Annotated in this window: 22 protein-coding genes; 12 read left to right on the top strand and 10 right to left on the bottom strand. The window is 67.3% G+C overall.

What is annotated here, in order from left to right; all coding sequences use genetic code 11:
* Nucleotides 1-16: 16 nt before the first annotated feature.
* From FOE78_RS11420 to moeZ, 3 genes are all read right to left on the bottom strand, one after another.
* Nucleotides 17-433 carry a PIN domain-containing protein gene (locus FOE78_RS11420; protein ID WP_210414929.1) on the bottom strand — a complete coding sequence of 139 codons (417 nt, stop codon included), beginning with the start codon at nucleotides 431-433 and terminating at the stop codon, nucleotides 17-19.
* 8 nt (nucleotides 434-441) lie between these two features.
* Nucleotides 442-660 carry a type II toxin-antitoxin system VapB family antitoxin gene (locus FOE78_RS11415; protein ID WP_143986395.1) on the bottom strand — a complete coding sequence of 73 codons (219 nt, stop codon included), beginning with the start codon at nucleotides 658-660 and terminating at the stop codon, nucleotides 442-444.
* Between the two features lie 117 nt (nucleotides 661-777).
* Entirely contained in the window at nucleotides 778-1,953 is a 1,176-nt protein-coding gene (gene moeZ, locus FOE78_RS11410) for an adenylyltransferase/sulfurtransferase MoeZ (protein WP_228266206.1), read from the bottom strand.
* 149 nt (nucleotides 1,954-2,102) lie between these two features.
* On the opposite strand from moeZ, the gene FOE78_RS11405 reads away from it, so the two are divergent.
* Genes FOE78_RS11405 through FOE78_RS11385 form a run of 5 tightly spaced genes read left to right on the top strand, consistent with a single transcriptional unit; the run spans nucleotide 2,103 to nucleotide 4,265 of the window.
* A complete protein-coding gene (locus FOE78_RS11405; protein ID WP_143986394.1) occupies nucleotides 2,103-2,369 on the top strand; it encodes a type II toxin-antitoxin system VapB family antitoxin in 267 nt (88 codons plus the stop codon).
* On the top strand, nucleotides 2,366-2,797 hold the full coding sequence (locus FOE78_RS11400; protein ID WP_143986393.1) for a type II toxin-antitoxin system VapC family toxin: 432 nt from the start codon (nucleotides 2,366-2,368) through the stop codon (nucleotides 2,795-2,797). The genes FOE78_RS11405 and FOE78_RS11400 overlap by 4 nt, the downstream gene beginning before the upstream one ends.
* 28 nt (nucleotides 2,798-2,825) lie before the next feature.
* Complete coding sequence (locus FOE78_RS11395) at nucleotides 2,826-3,506, top strand: TetR/AcrR family transcriptional regulator (RefSeq protein ID WP_228266162.1); 681 nt, start codon at nucleotides 2,826-2,828, stop codon at nucleotides 3,504-3,506.
* Entirely contained in the window at nucleotides 3,503-3,970 is a 468-nt protein-coding gene (locus tag FOE78_RS11390; protein WP_143986392.1) for an FHA domain-containing protein, read from the top strand. Before FOE78_RS11395 ends, FOE78_RS11390 begins: the two co-directional genes overlap by 4 nt.
* 58 nt (nucleotides 3,971-4,028) lie before the next feature.
* Nucleotides 4,029-4,265 carry a DUF3107 domain-containing protein gene (locus FOE78_RS11385; protein ID WP_143986391.1) on the top strand — a complete coding sequence of 79 codons (237 nt, stop codon included), beginning with the start codon at nucleotides 4,029-4,031 and terminating at the stop codon, nucleotides 4,263-4,265.
* 33 nt (nucleotides 4,266-4,298) lie between these two features.
* Here the strand turns inward: FOE78_RS11385 and FOE78_RS11380 are convergent, their stop codons facing one another.
* Nucleotides 4,299-4,949 carry a ferritin-like fold-containing protein gene (locus FOE78_RS11380; RefSeq protein ID WP_143986390.1) on the bottom strand — a complete coding sequence of 217 codons (651 nt, stop codon included), beginning with the start codon at nucleotides 4,947-4,949 and terminating at the stop codon, nucleotides 4,299-4,301.
* 236 nt (nucleotides 4,950-5,185) lie between these two features.
* On the opposite strand from FOE78_RS11380, the gene FOE78_RS11375 reads away from it, so the two are divergent.
* Nucleotides 5,186-6,745 (top strand): DEAD/DEAH box helicase, encoded by a 1,560-nt coding sequence (locus tag FOE78_RS11375; protein WP_407662654.1) that lies wholly within the window; start codon nucleotides 5,186-5,188, stop codon nucleotides 6,743-6,745.
* Here FOE78_RS11375 and FOE78_RS11370 read toward each other — a convergent pair.
* The 4 genes from FOE78_RS11370 to FOE78_RS11360 form a co-directional block, all read right to left on the bottom strand.
* Nucleotides 6,669-7,547 (bottom strand): helix-turn-helix transcriptional regulator, encoded by an 879-nt coding sequence (locus FOE78_RS11370; protein WP_210414928.1) that lies wholly within the window; start codon nucleotides 7,545-7,547, stop codon nucleotides 6,669-6,671. The genes FOE78_RS11375 and FOE78_RS11370 overlap by 77 nt on opposite strands.
* Nucleotides 7,548-7,598: 51 nt before the next feature.
* Nucleotides 7,599-7,721, bottom strand: coding sequence for a hypothetical protein (locus FOE78_RS24415; protein ID WP_266095014.1), 123 nt, complete (start codon nucleotides 7,719-7,721; stop codon nucleotides 7,599-7,601).
* A gap of 116 nt (nucleotides 7,722-7,837) precedes the next feature.
* Complete coding sequence (locus FOE78_RS23605; RefSeq protein WP_168207484.1) at nucleotides 7,838-8,044, bottom strand: hypothetical protein; 207 nt, start codon at nucleotides 8,042-8,044, stop codon at nucleotides 7,838-7,840.
* Between the two features lie 245 nt (nucleotides 8,045-8,289).
* On the bottom strand, nucleotides 8,290-9,144 hold the full coding sequence (locus FOE78_RS11360) for a PHP domain-containing protein (RefSeq protein WP_143986387.1): 855 nt from the start codon (nucleotides 9,142-9,144) through the stop codon (nucleotides 8,290-8,292).
* A gap of 151 nt (nucleotides 9,145-9,295) precedes the next feature.
* Between FOE78_RS11360 and FOE78_RS11355 the strand changes: the two genes are divergently transcribed.
* The 5 genes from FOE78_RS11355 to FOE78_RS24790 are packed head-to-tail and all read left to right on the top strand — an operon-like array spanning nucleotide 9,296 to nucleotide 12,716.
* The gene (locus FOE78_RS11355; protein WP_168207483.1) at nucleotides 9,296-9,961 is read left to right on the top strand and encodes a DUF5134 domain-containing protein; all 666 of its coding nucleotides are present in this window, start codon (nucleotides 9,296-9,298) and stop codon (nucleotides 9,959-9,961) included.
* Between the two features lie 32 nt (nucleotides 9,962-9,993).
* Entirely contained in the window at nucleotides 9,994-10,659 is a 666-nt protein-coding gene (locus tag FOE78_RS11350) for a YcnI family copper-binding membrane protein (RefSeq protein ID WP_210414927.1), read from the top strand.
* A 10-nt stretch (nucleotides 10,660-10,669) separates the two neighbouring features.
* Nucleotides 10,670-12,268: a copper resistance CopC/CopD family protein gene (locus tag FOE78_RS11345; RefSeq protein ID WP_143986384.1), complete on the top strand. Its 1,599-nt coding sequence runs from the start codon at nucleotides 10,670-10,672 to the stop codon at nucleotides 12,266-12,268.
* A gap of 49 nt (nucleotides 12,269-12,317) precedes the next feature.
* Nucleotides 12,318-12,578, top strand: coding sequence for a hypothetical protein (locus FOE78_RS11340; protein ID WP_210414926.1), 261 nt, complete (start codon nucleotides 12,318-12,320; stop codon nucleotides 12,576-12,578).
* A 9-nt stretch (nucleotides 12,579-12,587) separates the two neighbouring features.
* Entirely contained in the window at nucleotides 12,588-12,716 is a 129-nt protein-coding gene (locus tag FOE78_RS24790) for a nuclear transport factor 2 family protein (RefSeq protein WP_210415004.1), read from the top strand.
* Between the two features lie 21 nt (nucleotides 12,717-12,737).
* On the opposite strand, the gene FOE78_RS11335 is transcribed toward FOE78_RS24790, so the two are convergent.
* Complete coding sequence (locus FOE78_RS11335) at nucleotides 12,738-14,150, bottom strand: MFS transporter (RefSeq protein ID WP_143986383.1); 1,413 nt, start codon at nucleotides 14,148-14,150, stop codon at nucleotides 12,738-12,740.
* Between the two features lie 90 nt (nucleotides 14,151-14,240).
* Between FOE78_RS11335 and FOE78_RS11330 the strand changes: the two genes are divergently transcribed.
* Nucleotides 14,241-15,137 (top strand): MerR family transcriptional regulator, encoded by an 897-nt coding sequence (locus FOE78_RS11330; protein ID WP_168207482.1) that lies wholly within the window; start codon nucleotides 14,241-14,243, stop codon nucleotides 15,135-15,137.
* Here FOE78_RS11330 and FOE78_RS11325 read toward each other — a convergent pair.
* Nucleotides 15,134-19,969, bottom strand: coding sequence for an NAD-glutamate dehydrogenase (locus tag FOE78_RS11325; RefSeq protein WP_143986381.1), 4,836 nt, complete (start codon nucleotides 19,967-19,969; stop codon nucleotides 15,134-15,136). The two genes, FOE78_RS11330 and FOE78_RS11325, sit on opposite strands and share 4 nt — an antisense overlap.
* Between the last annotated feature and the right edge of the window lie 142 nt (nucleotides 19,970-20,111).

The following is a 20,111-nucleotide window of genomic DNA, read 5'->3' as shown; positions in this document are numbered from 1 at the left end:
TCCCGGCCAGCGGCTGCTACCTGTCGCCTGCTGGCGGGAGATCGTGGACGTTGTGCTCGCGCAGGTCGGGCAGTAACTCGGAGGCCGTGTGGAAATCCCGGTCGTCGTGGAGAACTACGAGATCGTGATGTGCGGCCGTCGCGCAGACCAGCCAGTCCACCACCGACAGGGCTTGATGTCGTCCCCGCGAGGCCAGCCGGAATTGCGCTGAATCCACCCAGGACCAGGCAACTTTCGGTACCGGAACGTCCGGGTAGAGTTCGGAGAACATGCCGGACATCTGCTCGAACTCGTCCAGATTCCGCGCGGATCGCCGAAATTCCAACCGCTGCGGCAGGCAAGACCCCAGAGCTCCGACATCGGCCTCGTCGGCCCAGCCGTCGGACAACTCACGGCTTCGTTGGATGCGCCAGATCGCGGTCGAATCGAGCAAGTAGCGAATCACTCCGGATCCTTCTCCGCCTCGTGGCGGCGCCAGAAGTCCTCGTCGTCCCACGATTGGGCTTGGGCGAAGTACCGTAACCGCGCCTCGCTTCGGGCACGCCGCTGTGCGTACTCTCGTAGCGCGAGGTTGACCATTTCCTTCTTGGTTCGCACTCCCGCCAGGCGCATCGCGGCGTCCAGTGCGTCGTCGTCGATGTCGATCTGTGTCGACGCCATCTGCCCCTCCGATGTATGCAATCTACGTACGAAGCATACAGAGATTTCGGGCCGGACACGACAAAGCCCAGGCATCTGGGTGATGCCCGGGCTTCGGCGGAGTTCAGTCGTGCGTGATCAGTACGCGGCCTGGCTCGGGTCGATCTGGGAGACCCAGGCGGCGACCCCGCCGCCGACGTGGACGGCGTCCTTCAGCCCGGCGCCGTGCACCAGCGCCAGCACCTCGGCCGACCGGCCGCCGACCTTGCAGTAGAGCACCACCTGCTTGTCCTGCGGCAACTGACCCAGCGCGCTGCCGTTCTGGAAGTCGCCCTTGGACAGCAGGATCGAACCCGGGATGTTGTTGATCTCCCGCTCCACCGGCTCGCGGACGTCGATCAACTCGAAGTCGCGCTCGCCGCGTTCGCGCTCGTCCAGCCACTCCTTCAGCGTCTGCACGCTGATCGTGCTGCCGGAGACGGCCTCCGCGGCCTCCGGGGTCAGGTCACCGCAGAAGGCGTCGTAGTCGATCAACTTCTCGATCGGCTGACCCTCGGGATCCTTGCGCAGCTTGAGCGTCTTGTAGCTCATCTCCAACGCGTCGTAGACCATCAGCCGGCCGATCAACGGCTCACCGATGCCGGTGATCAACTTGATCGCCTCGGTGACCATGATCGAACCGATGGAGGCACACAGCACGCCGAGCACGCCGCCCTCAGCGCAGGACGGCACCATCCCCGGCGGCGGCGGGACCGGGTAGAGATCGCGGTAGTTGGGGCCGTGCTTCTCCCAGAACACCGAGACCTGGCCCTCGAACCGGAAGATCGAGCCCCACACGTACGGCTTGCCGAGCAGCACCGCGGCATCGTTGACCAGATACCGGGTGGCGAAGTTGTCGGTGCCGTCCAGGATCAGGTCGTACTGGCTGAAGATCTCCAGCACGTTGTCGTTGTCCAGCCGGACGTCGTGGGTGACCACGTTGATCAGCGGGTTCACCTCCGCGATCGACTCCTTGGCCGACTGCGCCTTCGACTTGCCGATGTCGGACTGGCCGTGAATCACCTGCCGCTGCAGATTGGATTCGTCGACCGTGTCGAAGTCGATGATGCCCAGGGTGCCGACACCGGCCGCAGCCAGATAGAGCAGCGCCGGGCTACCCAAACCACCGGCCCCGATGATCAGGACCTTCGCGTTCTTCAGCCGCTTCTGACCGTCCATCCCGACGTCGGGGATGATCAGGTGCCGGCTGTAGCGCTGCACCTCTTCCTGGGTCAGCTCTGCGGCGGGTTCCACCAGCGGCGGTAGGGCCACCATTCCTCCTGCATTCCGCATCCGCGCCGACCGAGTCCGGCCGACGTTCCGATCTTCGGTGCCAACAGACAACACCGAGACCCTATTCCGCCATCCGGACCGCCGCCCACGAGGGTAGAATCCGGGCCGTAAATGGTAGAAAGGCGAATGCGGTGAGCCTCAACATCAAGAACGAGCGCACCCACGCCTTGGTCCGTGAACTGGCCGAGCTGACCGGACAGAGCCAGACCTCGGCAGTGGAGGATGCGGTACGGCGCCGACTCGAGGAACTGCGCGGGGAAGCGGATCGCGAAGAGCGGATCGAGCGACTGCTCGCCGATCTGAAGAAGGCGCGCGACGAGTTCGGGCCCATCGAGGAATCAGAGGACTGGGACCCACGCGGAGACTTCCTGTACGACGCGTACGGAGTTCCGAAGTGATCGTCGACACATCAGCGGTGATCGCGATCCTGTTCTTCGAGCCGGAGGCTGATGAGTTCTTCGATCATCTCGCCTCCGAGCGTGCCGTCATGTCGGCAGCGAGCTATGTCGAATGCTCGGTAGTGACTGATCGGGCGACGACGGACAGGTTTCGTCGTCCGGTCAATCCCTCGGATCTTCGGGCCTACACTCGTCGAGCTGTCGACCGAATCGTCACAGATCTCGACATCTTGATCTCCCCGGTCACCCGTGAGCAGGCCGATCTGGCCCGTACCGCTCATCGGCTCTACGGCGCCGGCTCCGGCAGTCCGGCCAGGCTCAACTTCGGCGACTGCTTCTCCTACGCCCTGGCCAAGGACACCGACCAGCCGCTGCTCTACAAGGGCACCGACTTCGACCACACCGACGTCCGCATCTTCCGACGCTGAGTCAACTGTTCAGGTTTAAACTCCGCGGGTGGCCAGCAACATCACCCGGATGCCCCGTGAGCAGCGCCGTACCCAACTCCTGGAGGCGGCCAGCGTGGTGTTCACCGCGAAGGGTTATCACGCGGCCGCGATGGACGACATCGCCGAGGAGGCGGGCGTCACCAAGCCGGTGCTCTACCAGCACTTCGGCTCCAAGCTCGACCTCTACCTGGCGTTGTTGGATCAGGCCTGCCAGCGACTGGTCGCCAAGGTCTCCGAGGCGCTGGCCTCCACCGACGACAACTCCGAGCGAGTGGTCGCCACGATGACCGCCTTCTACGACCTGGTCTCCAGCGAACGCGCCGAATTCCGGCTGATCTTCGAGTCCGATCTGACCGGCGAAGCGGCCGTGGAGGAACGGATCTGGCAGGTCAACAACGACATCGCCGACCGGATCGCGGCGGTGATCGCCGAGGACACCGCGCTCGGTACCGAACAGTCCAAGCTGCTGGCCATCTCGCTGGTCGGCATCGGCCACGTCAGCGCCCGCTACTGGGTCACCGCCGGCCCGGTCGCGGTGGACGAGGCCAAGCGGCTGGTCAGTAATCTCGCCTGGCGCGGGATCAGCGGATTCCCGCTGACCGAGGAGGCAGAGCACGCCCATCAGGCCGGGCGCCATGTCACCGGCGTCAACCCGAGCCCGGCCGATGATCACAGGAGTCCAGCATGACCGACAGCCCCGTGGCCCGGGCCCTCGCCGAGGCGAGCATCTGGGTCGTCGAACTGGCGATCGACCGCCAGTGGTACGCCGAACAGGAACCCACCGCACCGCTGCCCGCCGAGCAGGAACCGCAATTGATCGCGCTCCGTGAACCGTCGGCGCTGGTCGGCCGCCGCTCCCCGAGTCAGAATCCGACCCCGGAGATCGACTGTGGCGACGACGGCGGAGTGAGCCGCCGGCAGGCGCAGTTGTCCAGCGACGGCAAGGGCTGGTGGATCGAGGATCTCGGCTCGGTCAACGGCACCTACGTCAGCACCCTGGAGCAGCAGGAGGCCGGCGCCGGATTCCCGGACAATCCGATCGAGGTCGGCACCCGGCATCCGCTCGGCCCGTACGACCGGGTCTACCTCGGCGGCTGGACCCGGCTGACCCTGCTGCCGCCGATGGACGGCCGGACCCCGGACGCGGTGTAGCCCCGTCTAGGCTGAGCCTGGCCCGATGACGCGGCCAACACCACACAGGAGGTAGCAGGTGGAGATCAAAGTCGGCATCCAGCATGTCAATCGCGAGGTCGTGCTGGAGGTCAACGAGTCCTCGGCCGACATCGAGAAGGCGGTGTCCAAGGCGCTGGAGGCGACCGACCCGAAGCTCGCCGTGCTCAGCCTGACCGACGAGCACGGCCGCAAGGTGCTCATCCCGTCGGACAAGATCGCCTACATCGACATCGGCGAGGAGAACGGCCGCCGGGTCGGCTTCGGCGCCGTCTGAGTCCGACCCCGGTCGACCGAGAACACAGGTCGATCAGGAGCTGAGGCCGAGCCGGCGCATCCGGGCGGTGTGGTTGCTGACCAGCTGCGAGGTGAGCCGGCTGATCAGCACCAACGGCTCCTCCTGGGTCTGCGCGGTCAGCAACTCGGTCAGCGCCGGACGCTCGGTGGCCACGCGTTGCGCCTGGCTCAGCGCCTCCCCGACCAGCCGCCGGCCCCACAACGCCAGCCGACCGGCGATGTCCGGGTCCGCCTCGATCGCGGCCCGGACCCGGTCGACCGCGAAGTCGGCGTAGGCCTGCTCGGCCAGCACCTCGTGCACGACCTCGCGGGTCCGGTCGTCGACCAGCTCGGACACCTCGCGATAGAAGTCGGCGGCCATCCCGTCGGAGATGTACGCCTTGAGCAGGCCCTCGTGCCAGGTCTTCGGCTGGGTCAGCTGATGGAACTCGTCGAACGGGCGATGGTAGGGCTGCATCTGCTCCAGCACGTCGGCGCCCAGTTCGCTGATCCGATCCCGGACCAGTCCGAAGTGGGTGAACTGGGCGGCGGCCATCTCGGTCATCTGAACTCGATCGGTCAGCTCCGGAGCCAGTCGGGCGTCGGCGGCCAGCCGATCGAAGGCGGCCAATTCGCCGTACGCGACCGCGCCGAGCAACTCCAGGGCACCCTCCGCGTCAGCCATGAGCGACAGCGTAGACACTCCCCGGCGCAGCGCGAATCGGCGGATACGCCGCTTGCAGCTAGAATGCGATCGAACAGTACGGCTGCGCCCTTCGCTCGATGCGTGCGTGTGCACCTGTCTCCCCAGGCACCGCGACCCCGGTCGCTGTCGTGCCGGAGATACATCTCGGGTATCCGCGCCGGCCGTGCACCGCCAACAGGCACCTCAGACATGAGCCGATTCGAGAAGGCAAGATCCTGACTACCGACAGCATCCACAGCGAAACCGCCACCACCCCCGGCGGCACCGACGCCGCCGACGAGTCCCCCGTCGCCGCACCGGCACAGACCAAGCCGACCTTCGCCGATCTGGGCATCCAGCCTGACATCGCCGCCGCGCTGGCCGACGTGGGCATCGTGCACCCGTTCCCGATCCAGCAGATGGCGATCCCGGTCGCGCTCACCGGCGCCGACCTGATCGGCCAGGCCCGGACCGGCACCGGCAAGACGCTGGCCTTCGGCACCACCCTGCTGCAGCGGATCGTCGTGCCGTCCGATCCGGACTACGACTTCCTCGCCGCGCCGGGCAAGCCGCAGGGCCTGGTCGTCACCCCGACGCGTGAGCTGGCCAGTCAGGTCGGCAAGGATCTGCAGACCGCCTCGACCCGGCGCAAGGCCCGGGTGCTGACCATCTACGGCGGCACCCCGTACGAGGATCAGCTCGCAGCCCTGGAGGCGGGCGTGGACGTCGTCGTCGGCACCCCGGGCCGTCTGCTCGACCTGGCCAGCCGAGGCAAGCTCGATCTCGGTCACATCAAGGTGCTGGTGCTGGACGAGGCCGACGAGATGCTCGACCTGGGCTTCCTGCCCGACGTCGAACGGATCCTGGCCAAGACGCCGGAGCTGCGGCAGACCATGCTGTTCTCCGCCACCATGCCGTCGGCGATCGTCTCGCTGGCCCGCACCCATCTGCGGCATCCGCTGAACATCCGCGCCGAGTCCGCCGGCGAGGAATCGACGGTGCCGACCACCGCCCAGTTCGTCTATCAGGCCCACGACCTGGACAAGCCGGAGGTGATCGCCCGGATCCTGCAGGCCGAGTCCCGCGACCGGGTGATGATCTTCTGCCGGACCAAGCGGACCACCCAGCGGGTCGCCGACGATCTGAAGGAACGCGGATTCTCCGCGTCGGCGATCCACGGTGATCTTTCCCAGGTGGTACGGGAGAAGGCGCTCAGTCGCTTCCGCGAGGGCAAGGTCGACACCCTGGTGGCCACCGACGTCGCCGCCCGCGGCATCGACGTCACCGGCGTCAGCCACGTGATCAACTACGAGTGCCCCGACGACGACAGCACCTACGTGCACCGGATCGGCCGGACCGGACGCGCCGGCGCCTCCGGAGTGGCGATCACCTTCGTCGACTGGGCCGATCTGACCCGGTGGAAGGTGATCAACAACGCGCTCGGGCTGCCGTTCGAGGAACCGCAGGAGACCTACTCCACCTCCGAGCACTTGTTCCATGATCAGGGCATCGATCGATCCGCGAAGGGCCGGTTGGTGCCCGAGAAGCCGCGTGATGATCATGATCACGAACGGAAGCGGGAGCGTACCAAGCCGAAGCGGAATCGGAGCCGGGTCCGGCTGCGCAACGGTGTGCCGGTGGGCGAGGAGAAGTCGGGCGAGAATCAGGCCGTACCGGCCGAGAAGACCGGCGAGACGCAGGACGTGTCGGCCGACAGCGCTACCGAGTCGAAGAAACCGCGTCGTCGGCGCCGCCGCCGTTCGGGCTCTGCAGAGCAGCCTGCCGCGCAGGATTGATCAACGATCGCGGCCGATCCGCGACCGGCGGATCGGCGATGATCAACGTCATTTCGACATCCAGGCTGAGCACCGCCGCGGCGTACTGCACCACCAGGTCGACCGAGTCGGCGGTCAGCCGGACCTCACACTGCCGATCATCAAGATCAACAACCGCACCGGGGATCGGGCCCCAGATCCGTTGGCGTAGTCGTTCGGCGGACAATCCGACGCGAAGGATCGCGGTGTGGGCGTAGACGGCTTCGGCGCAGCGATCCGCCAGGAACGTCGCGGCGTCAAGATCACGCGGCCGGAAATGATCATGAGCGGGCCGGGCCAGCCGGATCCGGTCCACCCGAAACGTACGCCAGTCCTGCCGATCTTGATCGTGGGCGATCAGATACCAGTAGCCGTGCACCGGCACCATGATCAACTGCTGCGGCTCGGTACGCCGCCGCGACGTCCTGCCGGACCGGTCGGCGTAGTCGAAGGACAGCACCCGGTGATCACGACAACACTCGCCGATCATGATCAACAACTCCGGATCGATCCGTCCACCGCCGGACGAGCCGGGCGAAGCGACGACGGTGCCGCCGAGCGCCCCCACCCGGCTGCGCAGCGCTGCCGGTAGAAGTTGATCAAGCTTCACCCGGACTCGGCCGGCCGCCTCGGCCAGCGACGGCAACTGGCCGCCGATCGCGATCAGGGACATCGCCACCGCGACGGCCTCGTCGTCGTCGAGCACCAGCGGCGGCAGATTCACCCCGGCCACCAGCCGGTAGCCGCCGGCCCGGCCGGTCAGGCTTTCGACCGGATAGTCCAACCCGCGCAGCCGATCGAGATCCCGGCGCAGCGTCCGATCCGTGATGCCCAGTCACTCGGTCAACTCGGCGGCCGACCAGCGCGGCCGACCCTGCAGCAACGTGAGCAGTCGCAGCAGTCGTGCCGGCATCGCGCCGGCTGCGCTCCGAAATCTCGACATCAGCCATGAGTCCATCCTCGCGATCAATGCGGACCTGTTGTGTCCACAAAGGGCCCCTAGCGTCGAGCCATGACCATCCAGCAGTCGACCTCGATCCCACTCGTCTCGACCCCGCTGCCGTCGGCTTCCAGCTACTCGCCGCGGTAGGCTACGCCGCCGATCGAGTCCGTGCCGTCGAACTGGTGACCCCGGACGGGCGCATGCGTCGGGTGACCGCGGACCACGATGCCGAGTTGTTCTGGGCGCTGCGCGGTCTCGGTACGCCGCTGCAGGACACCGTCACCGAACTGCCGTACGCAGCCTCCGACCGCGTCTTCGCCGAACCGGACCGGCCGCACGCCTATCCCCCTGCGAGCCGGACTCGTCCGCGTCGGATGCCGACGATCGGATCACCGCCGTCCACCGCGCCGTTCTCGACCCGTGGCGGCCGTCGATCATCGGCCGCAGCCTCAACTTCAGCTTCGATCCGCTACGGCCCGACGAGGTCGCAGAAGCCTACGAGCACAGCGATGTGGCGCGGTTGCAGGTATTACGGGACAAGGTCGATCCGGATCGGATGATCATCGCCAACCACGCTCTGTGATCAAGCTCGCATGCGCCACTTGATCTCGGCCAGCACCTCGGGCGCGGTGGTGTTCACGCCGAGATCATGATCGACCTTGCCGGTGCCGTGATAGTCGCTGGATCCGGTGGCGAGCACACCGAGCTCGTCGGCCAGTTCGCGTAACCGCTGCCGGGTCGCCGGATCGTGATCCTGGTGATCAGCTTCGAATCCGGCCAGACCATGATCGGAGACCAGCAGCTTCAGGTAGTCCGGCGGCAACGCCGCCTCCCGGCCGCGCCCCCACGGATGGGCGATCACAGCCACCCCACCGGCGGCGTTGACCAGGTCGATGCCGCGCGCGACGTCGATCGTGTAGCGCTCGACGTGGGCCGGACCGCCGTCGGCGAGATAGCGGTCGAACGCCTCGGTCCGGTCGCGTACGTGGCCGGCCTCGACGAGGGCGTCGGCGATGTGCGGGCGACCGACCGACGGGCTGTCGCCGACCTTGGCCAGCACGGCCTCCTCGGTCACCGGCACGCCCAGCTCGGCAAGCTTGTCCAACACCGGCCGGAGTCGGTTGGTACGCCCCTCGCGCACCTTGGCCATCTCCTGGTGCAGCTCGACGAAGTGCTCGTCTCCGCCGTACATCAGCAGATGGATGCTCATCCCCTTTCCGGGTCCGGCCGCGCGGTTCTGGCAGGACAGCTCCATCCCGCGCAGCACCTCGACGCCGATCCGCCGACCTTCCGCGACGGCCTCGTCCAACCCGTCGAAGGTGTCATGATCGGTCAGGGCGACCGTGCTCAGCCCGGCGGCTTTCGCATTGCGGACGAGCTCGGCCGGGGTGTCGGTGCCGTCGCTGACGTTCGAGTGGGTGTGCAGGTCGATGGACATACGGTCATTCTGTCCGACCGAGCTGTCCGGGCGAGCTCGGGGCCGACCGCCACGGCGGATTTCTACGATATGTAGAATCAGCCCGGCGCCGCCCAGCGGCCGCCCGTTCCCACGATCAGCAGCAGCACCGACCCGGCAGGAAGGAGCGTTCGTGACACCGACCACGGTGGCGATCATCGGCCTGTTCGTGCTCTGCGGTCTCTTCTATGCGGTCCGGATGATCACCGCGGGCAGCGGGCCCGACCGGATCTTCGATGCCAGTCATCTGGTGATGTCGGCGGTGATGATCATGATGTCGGTCGGCTGGTCGGAGCGCATCCCCGCGGTGCTGTTGCTGACCGTCTTCACCGGATTCGCCTTGTGGTACGTCTACCTGGCGATGTTCCGGCCGTACGCGGTCCACGTGCTGGTCGGCGACACCGCCGGCGCCGACCCGAGCCATCACTCCGGTCGGCCACGATTGATCTATCACGCCGCGATGATGCTGGCGATGGCCGGGATGGCAGTGATCATGGCGCCGGTGCCGACCGCCGGCGCGATGAGCATGACGATGCCCGGTCACACACATGGCGCGGGCAGTTCATCCCCGCCACCCTTGCCTGCCCAGATTCCCTTGCATACTTGGGCAGCTCCGTTGTCGATCATGATCGGCATCGGCTTCGCCGCGGCGGCACTGTGGTACGTCGCACGCTTCGTCCGATTCGCCGGCACCCGCCCGATCACCGGCGCCGGTGACGTACGCCGGCTGACCGATCTGGCGTCGGCCGCCCTGATGGCGGCCGGCATGGCCCTGACCTTCCTGGTGGACATGACATGACGCGTTCTCGTGCCAGATTGAGATTCCGAACCGTGGCCGCGATCCTGCTGGCCCTGACGATCGGCTTCGCCTCGGCGGTGCCGGCCTCCGCACACGTGCGGGTGAGCAGCACCGACGCCGTCCAAGGCGGGTACGGAGTGCTGACCTTCCGGGTGCCGACGGAGTCGGACACCGCCTCCACGGTGGGATTGATCATCACGCTGCCGTCGGACACCCCGATCAGCTCCGTGTCCACCCAACCGGTGCCCGGCTGGACCGCCACCCGTACGGTGAAGAAACTCACTCAGCCGATCACGACCGACGACGGCGAGATCGACAGCTACATCAGCAAGATCACCTGGAAGGCCGACGCGCCGCGCTACGGCATCAAGCCGGGCGAGTTCGGCCAGTTCAGCATCTCGGCCGGGCCGCTGCCGAAGACCGCGAGCATCGCCTTCCCGACCGTGCAGCGCTACAGCGACGGCAGTTCGGTGGCCTGGGACGAGATCGCCTCCGGCTCGAGCGCCGAACCGGAGCACCCGGCGCCGACGATCACCTTGTCGTCGGGGGCGACTCCGACCGCAACTTCATCGCCGCAGCCGACCGACCAACCTTCGGACAACAACACCGACTGGCTGTCATCGATCGCGGTCGGCCTGGCAGCGGTCGCGGTGATCATCTCGGCCATCGCGCTGCTGCGCAGCCGGCGTCGCGACTGACCTTCGACGGATGCTCAAGACTCTGCTGCGCTCGCTGCTGCCGGCCGCCCTGCTGGCCGTGGCGGTGATCATCGGTGTGCCGACAACCGCCTCGGCCCATGCGGTGCTGGTCGACAGCACGCCGCGAGACGGCGCCCGGCTGGATCGGCTGCCGCGGCAGGTGGTGCTGCGGTTCGACGAACCCGTTCAGATCGCGCCCGACGCGGCCCGAGTGATCACCGGCAGCGGCGAACGCGTCGACGATGGCGATCCCCAACTCACCGACCAGGGACACACGGTGATCATCGGTCTGCGCCGCGACCCGATCGGTCATCCCGCCAGCTACCTGGTCAGCTGGCAGGTGGTGTCGGCAGATTCCCATCCAGTGAACGGTTCGCTGCGCTTCGGCGTCGGTCGCGAGCCCGCGCCCGCACCAGGCGGCGGGAGCGGCGGGCGGTCTGCCGCGATCATCGCCGGCTTCGGCACCGGGCTCGGCTACGCCGGTCTGGTGGCCGCCCTGGGATCGTTGGCGGCCGGTCTGCTGCTGTGGCCCTCCGCGTTGCGGTCCCGTCGGCTGATCCCGCTGATCATCGGCGGCACCGCGGCGATCGTGGCCGGCGGCATCGTCGAACTGGCGACCGAGGCGGTCGAATTGGAGAGCCTGGCGGCGGTGTTGTCCGGGGTGGGCCGGCTGCTGATCCCGCGGATGATCATCGCGCTGGCCCTGCTGCCGCTGAGTCTGGAGTTGCTGACCCGGGCCCGCAACCGCGTCCGCAGCAACGGTTGGCTCCTCGGTGTCTGGGGTGCGGTCGCCGTCGGCCTGGTGGTCATCATCGCGGCGCACGGGCATGCGCTGACCGGCTCGGACCGGCTGCTGACCTTGGTCGCCACCACGGGCCATCTGATCGGGATGTCCGGCTGGCTGGGCGGATTGTCGGTGTTGATCTTGGTCGTGCTGCCTCGGCTGCGGGCTCACCCGGCGGCGGCAGGACGGACCATCCGCGGCTGGTCGCGGTTCGCGTTCGGCTGCGTGGCGATCTTGATCATCTCCGGGGAATTGCTGGCCTGGCGGCAGATCCAGCCGATCGAGGCACTGTGGCGGACGCCGTTCGGGGTGATCTTGTTGATCAAGCTCGGACTGATCGCGGTCGCTCTCGTGCTCGGCCGACTGACCAGCCGGTACGCGGGACGGGTGCGATCGGGTGCGCGAGTCCGGTTGCTGCTCGGGGTCGAGGTGGCGACCACGGTGTTGATCATCGCCGCCGCGACCGTGCTGAGCGCGACCCCGCCGGCCCGCGACACCTACGGCCCGCCGACCACGTCGGTGATCAGTTACCCGACGGGGGAACTGCAGGTCTCGATCGACCCGACCCGGCGCGGCCCGCAACAGATCACGGTGACCGCCGAGTCGGCATCGGGCGATCCTGCCCGGCTGGCCGCACTCTCCGGTCGGCTCTCCTCCGCAGATGCCGGCGTGTCCGCCATCGACGTGCACTTCGTACCGTCCGGCGATCACTGGCAGAGCACCGACGCGACCGCCCCACTGCCCGGCGTCTGGACCCTGCAACTCGTCGCCCGCCCACCCGGCGCCAAGGCGTACGTCACCGCCCTCGACTACCGCGTCTGGTGAAGTGGTCGAACCGCCGGTGGATCGGGATCCGGCGGCGCATGATGAACAGATGAGCGACCAGGAGGACTTCGTGGCGTGGGTGCGGACAACGCTCACCGATGCTGAGCGGGCGCTGCACAACGGAGACGCGTCACCGCGACGGGCCAGCTGGTCGCGGAACGAACCGGTCACCGTGCTCGGCGCGTGGCGCAACGCCGTCGGCCAGGCAGAGTTGGACGAACTGTTCAGCCACCTCGCCGACAGCTTCTCCGACTGCACCGGCTACGAGTTGGAGTTGGTGGCGGCCGAGGTGATCGGTGATGCCGCCTAGACCGTCGCACTGGAACACATCTCCGCATCCGTCGACGGCCGACCGTCCACCAGCACCCTGCGCGCAACGCAGATCTATCGCCGAGAGGACGGCGCATGGAAGGTGGCACACCGCCACGGCAGCGTGCCACCGATGTGATCGCCGAAGCGACCGGCGCGCTCACGGTCGCGGCAGCAGCCTCGCCAGGCCGGCCATGATCACCATCAACCCAGCCAGCGTCAGCACCGTCACGGTCAACGCCACCGCCAGGCCGTGATCGGCCAGACCGAAGAAGATCAAGCCGATCACGGCGACGCCGATCGCCGACCCGACCTGCTGCACGGTGGCCATCACCCCGGACACTGCGCCGACATGCTCCGGTTCGGCACCGGACAGCACCAGGGTGGTGATCGCGTTCAGGCCGATCCCCTGCCCGAGTCCGACCAGCAACAACCCTGGCGCCAGCGCGAGCACCGGCCCGCCGACACCGTGGGCCAGCAGTTGCCAGCCCAACAACAGGTAGCCGATCACCAGCAGGGCGGCCGAGACCGTCACCACCGGCCGCCCGAACCGATGCACCAACTGCGGCGCCTTCAGCGAGGTCGCCAGGTAGCCCCCGGCCAGGATGCTGAAGGTGAGCCCCGACGCGATCGGGCTCATTCCCCTTCCCTGCTGCAGATACAGCGCCAGGAACAGGAACAGCGGCGCCTGATTGCAGACGTAGATCAACATGCAGAGCAGGCCGACCCGGACCGGACGCGCTGCGAACGCGGCCGGTGGGAAGAGCGCTGCCCCACCACGCAGACCGAGTCGGCTCTGCTGGACGCCAACTCCGATGAAGATCAACACCGAAGCGGCCAAACAGATCCAGGACCACAGCGGCCACCCCTGCTGGCGACCCTCCACCAGCGGCAGCAGCAGTGCACCCAGCCCGAGCGCGATCCCTACCAGGCCGACGATGTCGACCCGTTGCCGGACCGGTGACCGGGTCTCGGGCACCGTACCCGGAAGCAAGATCAACACGATCGCCGCCAGCGGCAAGTTGATCAAGAAGATGGTCCGCCAGCCGAGGCCGAACAGGTCGGCCTTGATCAACAAGCCGCCGACCAGCTGGCCGCCGACCGCGGCCAGGCCCATCACCAGTCCGAAGATGCCGAGCGCCCGTCGCCGGTCCGTGCCCTGATACAGCACGCCGATGATGCTGAGCACGGTCGGTGAGACCAGCGCTGCGCCGAATCCCTGCAGGAAGCGCGCCGCGATCAGCAGCTGCGCGGCGGAGGCGATGCCACACAGCAGCGAGGCGACACCGAAGATTGCGATGCCGAAGGCCAGCACCCGCCGACGACCGATCCGATCCGCCACCCTGCCGCCGGCGATCAGGAAGACCGCGAAGGTCAGACCGTAGCCGGCCACCAGCCACTCCACTGCCGAGCCACTGGCCCCGAAGCTGCGTTGGATGTCCGGTAGCGCCACGTTCACGATGAAGAAGTCGAGAATTCCCAGGGTGACGCTGATCATCAGCGCCACCATCGGCGTCCAGCGGTTGCCGGTGTCTTCGACCGGTGCCGGTCCGAGAGAGGTCGTCGTTGTCATGCATCAGTTCTCGACCCTCCGGTGACGGGAGAGTCAAGCGTCACGAAACCTCTGGACTCTCCGGTAGGGGGAGACAGCAGAATGGCCGGCATGGCAGACCTGTTGAGCCCGACCCTGTTGAGCATCGGGGACTTCTCCCGGATGACGTTCCTGAGTGTCAAGACCCTGCGTCACTATCACGATCTCGGTCTGCTGGTTCCTGCCCGGATCGATCCGTCCTCCGGATATCGGCGGTACAGCACCGATCAGCTGCCGCAGGCGCAGGTGATCTTGAGGCTGCGTGGTTTCGGCATGCCGCTGGATGAGATCAAGGAGGTGCTCGGCGCGCCTGACTTGGCCGAGCGCAACCGGACCATCATCAGCCACTTGGAGCGGATGGAACGGCAACTGGAGCAGACCCGGGCCACGGTCGCGTCGCTGCGGCACATCCTCTCCGTCCACACGACTGCCGCCGACAACACGCGATCCGCCGCGATCCAGCACCGACATCTGGAGCCGACCTGGGCCATGGCCTGCAGCACGGAGTCCTCGATGGCCGAGTTGGCGCCCTGGCTGGGCGACGCCCGCCGTCGGCTGCAGGAAGCGATCACGACCGCCGGCCTGCGGCGGACCGGTCCGGACGGGACCCTGTTCTTCACCGAGTTCTTCACCCAGGCAGGGTTCCGGGAGTACGCCGACATCGACCGCGCCGAGATCGTCGTCTACGTCCCGGTCGCCGAGCCGCCCGATCGCCGACGGCTGACCGATGCCGGGCTGGCCGCCGATCTGCGTCCGTACGAGTTGCCAGCGGTGGACGTCGCGGTCACCGTGAACGCCGGTGCCGGCGACGAGATCGACAGAACGTACGCACAGCTCGGCAGCTACGTGATCGGACGTGAGATCGGCGTCGCCGGACCGATCCGCGAGCACCACCTCGATCCGGTCGGCACCCCGCCCGACCGACTACGTACCGAGGTGGCCTGGCCGATCCTGCCGGTGTCGGGTTAGTTGGTGCCCAACAGACTCCGTACGGTGCGCAGGCCGACCGACATCCGGGCCAGGTCCGGTTCGGCGTCGCAGATCTCGGCGATGGTGGCGATCGCCCGATCACCGCCGGCGCCGATCGACTCCCGCCAGCGGTCGACCAGCTCGGCCACCGGTGTCGAAGCGTCGCCGAGCGGCAGCATCTCCGCGGTCAGCTGGGCGTGCACGTTGTGCAGATCGTCCCGTAGCGCCGCCCGCGCCATGGTCTGCCAGCGATCCGTCCGCGGCAGCCCGATGATCTTGTTCAACAGCCGGTCCAGCCCGAGCTGCTGGCCGGCGGTGAAGTGCACGTCGGCGACCCGGACCGGATCAAGATCATCACGCACGGCCGTCTGAACCACGGTCAGCGCGGCGTAGGCGTGCGGCAGGATCGCGATCGCGGCCGCCAGCTCGGCATCCACCCCGGCCATCTCGAACCGGGTCCGGCGGCGGTCGTACGCCTCCAGATCGCGACCCGACAACACCCCGGGCAGCGCCTGCACCACCGTCGCGATCCCGCCGCCGAGCTGGTCGACCACGGCCGCGATGTCGATCGGCGACCGCCTGTTCACGATCAGCCAGCGGGTGGTCCGTTCCACCAGCGTTCGCACCTCGAGCCGCAACCGGGTCTGCGCGGCCGCGTCGACCTGATGATCAAGACCGCGGATCCGAGCTTCAAGATCATCAGCGCCGAACAGTTTGCGGGCGACCACCTGCGCCCTGATCAACTCCGCCGAGGTCGCACCGGTCTCTGCCGAAAGCCTGTGGTAGCAGGTGATTCCGGACTGGTTGACGAACTGATTGACCGCGGCGGTGGCGATGATCTCGCGATGCAGTTGATGCGACGGCATCCGATCGGCGTACCGCTCGCGGAGCAGCCGCGGGAAGTAGTCGATCAACAGATGCTGCAGATTCTCGTCGTCGGGCAGATCCGACTGCACCAACTCGCGTTCCAGGACGATCTTGGTGTACGCCATCAGCGTGGCCAGCTCCGGCGTGGTCAGCCCTCGCCCGTCCTCGCGACGCTCGGCCATCTCCGCGGTCGTCGGCAGGAATTCCAGCTCGCGGTCCAGCAGCCGCTGTTCGCTCAATCGTTCCATCCAGTCCTCGTGCACACCGGCCATCGAGGCGGTCTGGAATTCGCTGTTGGCCAGGGCCAGATTCTGCTGGGCATTGTTGGCCAGCACCTTCTCGGCGACCTCATCGGTCATCGCCGCCAGCAGGTCGTCCCGCGCGGTACCGGACAGCCGTCCCTCGGAAACCTCGTCGGCCAACAGGATCTTGATGTTGACCTCGTGATCGGAGGTGTCCACGCCGGCCGAGTTGTCGATGAAGTCGGTGTTGATCTTGCCGCCGGCCATCGCGTACTCGACCCGGCCGAGCTGCGTGCAGCCGAGGTTGCCGCCCTCCCCCACGGCCCGGGCGCGGATCTCGGATCCGTTCACCCGTACGTAGTCGTTCGCCTTGTCACCGACGTCGGCGTTGGACTCGCGGGACGCTTTGACGTAGGTGCCGACACCGCCGTTGAACAGCAGGTCGACCGGCGCCTTCAGTACGGTGTTGATCATCTCGGCCGGCGACAGCTTGATCACGTCGGCAGGAATGTCGAACACCTTGCGCATCTGGTCGGTGATCTTGATCGCCTTCAGCTGCCTGGCGAAGATGCCGCCACCCTCGGAGATCAGCGACTTGTCGTAGTCGGCCCAACTCGAGCGCGGCAGCTCGAACAGTCGTTTGCGTTCCTGCCAGCTCGTCTCGGCGTCGGGATCCGGATCGATGAAGACGTGCCGATGATCGAAGGCGGCCACCAGCTTGATGTGCCGGCTGAGCAGCATCCCGTTGCCGAACACGTCGCCGCTCATGTCGCCGATGCCGACCACGGTGAAGTCCTGGCTCTGGGTGTCCAAGCCGAGTTCGCGGAAGTGCCGTTTGACCGACTCCCAGGCGCCCCGGGCGGTGATGCCCATGCCCTTGTGGTCGTAGCCCGCCGAGCCGCCGGAGGCGAACGCGTCGCCGAGCCAGAACCCGCGGTCGACCGCCACCTGGTTGGCCAGGTCGGAGAAGGTCGCCGTGCCCTTGTCCGCGGCCACCACCAGATAGGCGTCGTTGCCGTCGTAACAGACCACCCGATCCGGCCGGACCACGTCACCGCGGACGATGTTGTCGGTCACGTCCAGCATGGCGCCGACGAAGATCCGGTAGCACGCCTTACCCTCGGCCATCCAGGAATCCCTGTCCACACTGGGATCCGGCAACTTCTTGCAGTAGAAACCGCCCTTGGCGCCGACCGGCACGATCACCGTGTTCTTCACCATCTGCGCCTTGACCAGGCCGAGCACCTCGGTGCGGAAGTCCTCGGACCGATCCGACCAGCGCAGCCCGCCGCGGGCCACCGGGCCGAAGCGCAGATGCACGCCCTCGATCCGCGGCGAGTAGACGTAGATCTCGTACGCCGGCCGGGGTTCCGGCAGCTCCGGCATCTTCCGCGGCAACAGCTTGATCGCGATCGCGTCCCGATCGGACCGGTAGAAGTTCGTCCGGACCGCGGCGTTGATCACCGCGATGTAGGACCGGATGATTCGATCATGATCAAGACTGGCCACCTCGTCCAACGCGGTCCTGATCTGCGCGACGATCTCCTCGGTCCGCTCCTTGCGTACCTCGGGACCAAGATCAAGATCGGGATCGAACTTGGAATCGAACAAGGAGACCAGCATTCTGCTGATCTCCACGTTGGCGGCCAGCGCCTGGGCGATGTAGGTCTGGCTGTAGCTGGCCCGGCCCTGCCGCAGGTAGTGGCCGATGGCGCGCAGCAAGCTGACATGGTGCCACTCGAGATCGGCGCCCATCACCAGCGCGTTGTACGGATCGGACTCGCTGTCGCCGATGTACGAGGCATGGAAGGCGGACATGAACAGCTGCCGGGCGGCCTGGTCCCACCTCTTGTGCACCGCGGCTTCGCCACCGGGCACCCGGAACCCGAACTCGTACACGTGACCGACCCGGCCCAGCCCGAGCGGGAGTTCGTACGGGTGCTCGTCGACCACGTCGACGCCGAGCAGGCTCAGATGCGGCAGCACCTGGGACAGCCGCATCGGCGTGGTCAACCGGAAGATCTTCAACCGAAGATTCGCCTGATCCTCCGCACTGTCCGGCCGGTACATCGCCATCGCCATCTCCGACTCGTCGTTCAGACCGGACAACGCCTCCAGGTCCTTGATCACCTGCTTGGGAGTGAAGTCCTCCTTGTACCCCTCCGGCAGGTTGCGCGCAGCACGGGTCAGCTGATCGGCATCCGGGGCACCGGCGACCAGATCGGCAAGATCGTCGTCCCAGGATCGGGTTGCGGCGGTCAGCCGGCTCTCCAGCTGCTGAACGTCGAAGTCCTGCAGCGCCTTCCCGTCGGGCATCCGGACCACGAAGTGCAACCGGGCCAGCACCGACTCCGAGACCCGGGTGGTGTAGCTGACCGAGCTGCCACCGAGCTCGTCCATCAGCACCCGTTCCATCCGAACGCGTACCTCGGTGGTGTAGCGGTCCCGCGGGAAATACACCAAGCAGGACAGGAATCTGCCGTACGGGTCGCGGCGGGCGAAGACCCGGACCTGCCGGCGTTCCTTGAGTCGGGAGATCCGTTCGATGGTGGGCGCCAGCTCACGGACACTCGCCTGGAACAGCTCGTCGCGGGGATAGCTGTTGAGTACGTCCAGGATCGCCTTCGCACCGTGGCTGCTCGGGTCGTAGCCGGAGCGGTGCAGGATGCCTTCGGTCCGCTGGGCGAGCACCGGAATCCGTACCACCGAATCGGTGTACGCGGTGGAGGCGAACAGGCCGACGAAGCGCCGCTCGCCGATCACCCGACCTTCATCATCAAAACTGCGGACGCCGATGTAGTCCAGATAGCTCGGCCGATGCACTCGGGCGCGGACGTTGTCCTTGGTGATCACCAACAGCGACGGCGTCCCCGGCCCCGGCAGCGGAACCGCGGCGAACGCGTGATCGGCCGCTTGATCGGACCGCAGGATGCCCAGACCGGTGCCCGGCACCGGATGCATCTGATCGTCGACGGTGAACTCGCGGTAGCCCAGGAAGGTGAAGTTGTCCCGGGTCACCCACTCCAGCAGGTCGCGGGCGATGTGCACCTCGTCGGGATGATTGCCCGGCCCCGGCCGCAACTCGCCGGCCGCGTCCCGGGCCATCTGGCGCATCTTGTCCCAGTCGGCGACCGCCTCGGCCACGCTCCGCAGCACCTCGCGCAGGCCGGCCTCCAGCCGGGCTGCGGCGTCGTCGGCCGGATCCGCGGGCGGGCTGATCTCCAGGTGCATCCAGGATTCGGCGACCACGCCGCCGGCACCCGCCTCGGAGCTGTGCACCACGGTCTGCAGATGCCCGTCGAGCTCGCGCCGGACGAAGAACTGGGGATGGAAGACCTCGCGGATGCTCCAGCCCTGGCGGACCACCTCCATGGTGACCGAGTCGACCAGGAACGGTTGATCATCGGTGACGATCTGCACCACGGTCGCGCCGCCGACGCTCCAGTGATCGGTGTCCTGACCGGGCGTGAACACCCGCACCGCGCCCCGTGCGGGCGGTCGGTCCTGCGCCAGCTGGAAGTGGCTGACCACCAGGCCGAGCAGGTCGGACTCGGTGCGAATGCCGATGTCGTCGGCGTCCACGTGTCGGAAGTAGTGCCCGAGAAACTCCTTCACCAGTTCGGGATCGTGCCCGAATCGGCGCGCGATCGCCGCACCCTGCGAGGCCACCGACTTGATCTTGGCGAGTTTCTCTCGTTCGATTTCGGCTTCTGTTGTGTGCAACCCCGACCATCCCTGTCACCGTGCCCACCCCGATCCCGCGAGGATCGCCCGCAGCCGATCGGTGAGGACTTGTTGTGAGGCGGGCGCACTACGCTGTGCGCCCTCGGAGAGGGCTGACCGCTCTCCTACGGCCGACCCTAGC

This window comes from Microlunatus elymi, from assembly GCF_007362775.1.
Lineage (GTDB): Bacteria > Actinomycetota > Actinomycetes > Propionibacteriales > Propionibacteriaceae > Microlunatus > Microlunatus elymi.
The sequence above is the reverse complement of the archived record's forward strand: the minus strand, read 5'-3'. Positions and strand labels throughout refer to the sequence as shown.

Bases quoted from the DNA above. Each gene is read 5' to 3' on its own strand.
- moeZ (WP_228266206.1), bottom strand. From the start codon at position 1,953: ATGGTGGCCCTACCGCCGCTGGTGGAACCCGCCGCAGAGCTGACCCAG.
- FOE78_RS11415 (WP_143986395.1), bottom strand. From the start codon at position 660: ATGGCGTCGACACAGATCGACATCGACGACGACGCACTGGACGCCGCG.
- FOE78_RS11335 (WP_143986383.1), bottom strand. From the start codon at position 14,150: ATGACAACGACGACCTCTCTCGGACCGGCACCGGTCGAAGACACCGGC.
- FOE78_RS11380 (WP_143986390.1), bottom strand. From the start codon at position 4,949: ATGGCTGACGCGGAGGGTGCCCTGGAGTTGCTCGGCGCGGTCGCGTAC.
- FOE78_RS11360 (WP_143986387.1), bottom strand. From the start codon at position 9,144: ATGTCCATCGACCTGCACACCCACTCGAACGTCAGCGACGGCACCGAC.
- FOE78_RS11340 (WP_210414926.1), top strand. From the start codon at position 12,318: ATGAGCGACCAGGAGGACTTCGTGGCGTGGGTGCGGACAACGCTCACC.
- FOE78_RS24415 (WP_266095014.1), bottom strand. From the start codon at position 7,721: ATGGACTCATGGCTGATGTCGAGATTTCGGAGCGCAGCCGGCGCGATG.
- FOE78_RS11330 (WP_168207482.1), top strand. From the start codon at position 14,241: ATGGCAGACCTGTTGAGCCCGACCCTGTTGAGCATCGGGGACTTCTCC.
- FOE78_RS11345 (WP_143986384.1), top strand. From the start codon at position 10,670: ATGCTCAAGACTCTGCTGCGCTCGCTGCTGCCGGCCGCCCTGCTGGCC.
- FOE78_RS11390 (WP_143986392.1), top strand. From the start codon at position 3,503: ATGACCGACAGCCCCGTGGCCCGGGCCCTCGCCGAGGCGAGCATCTGG.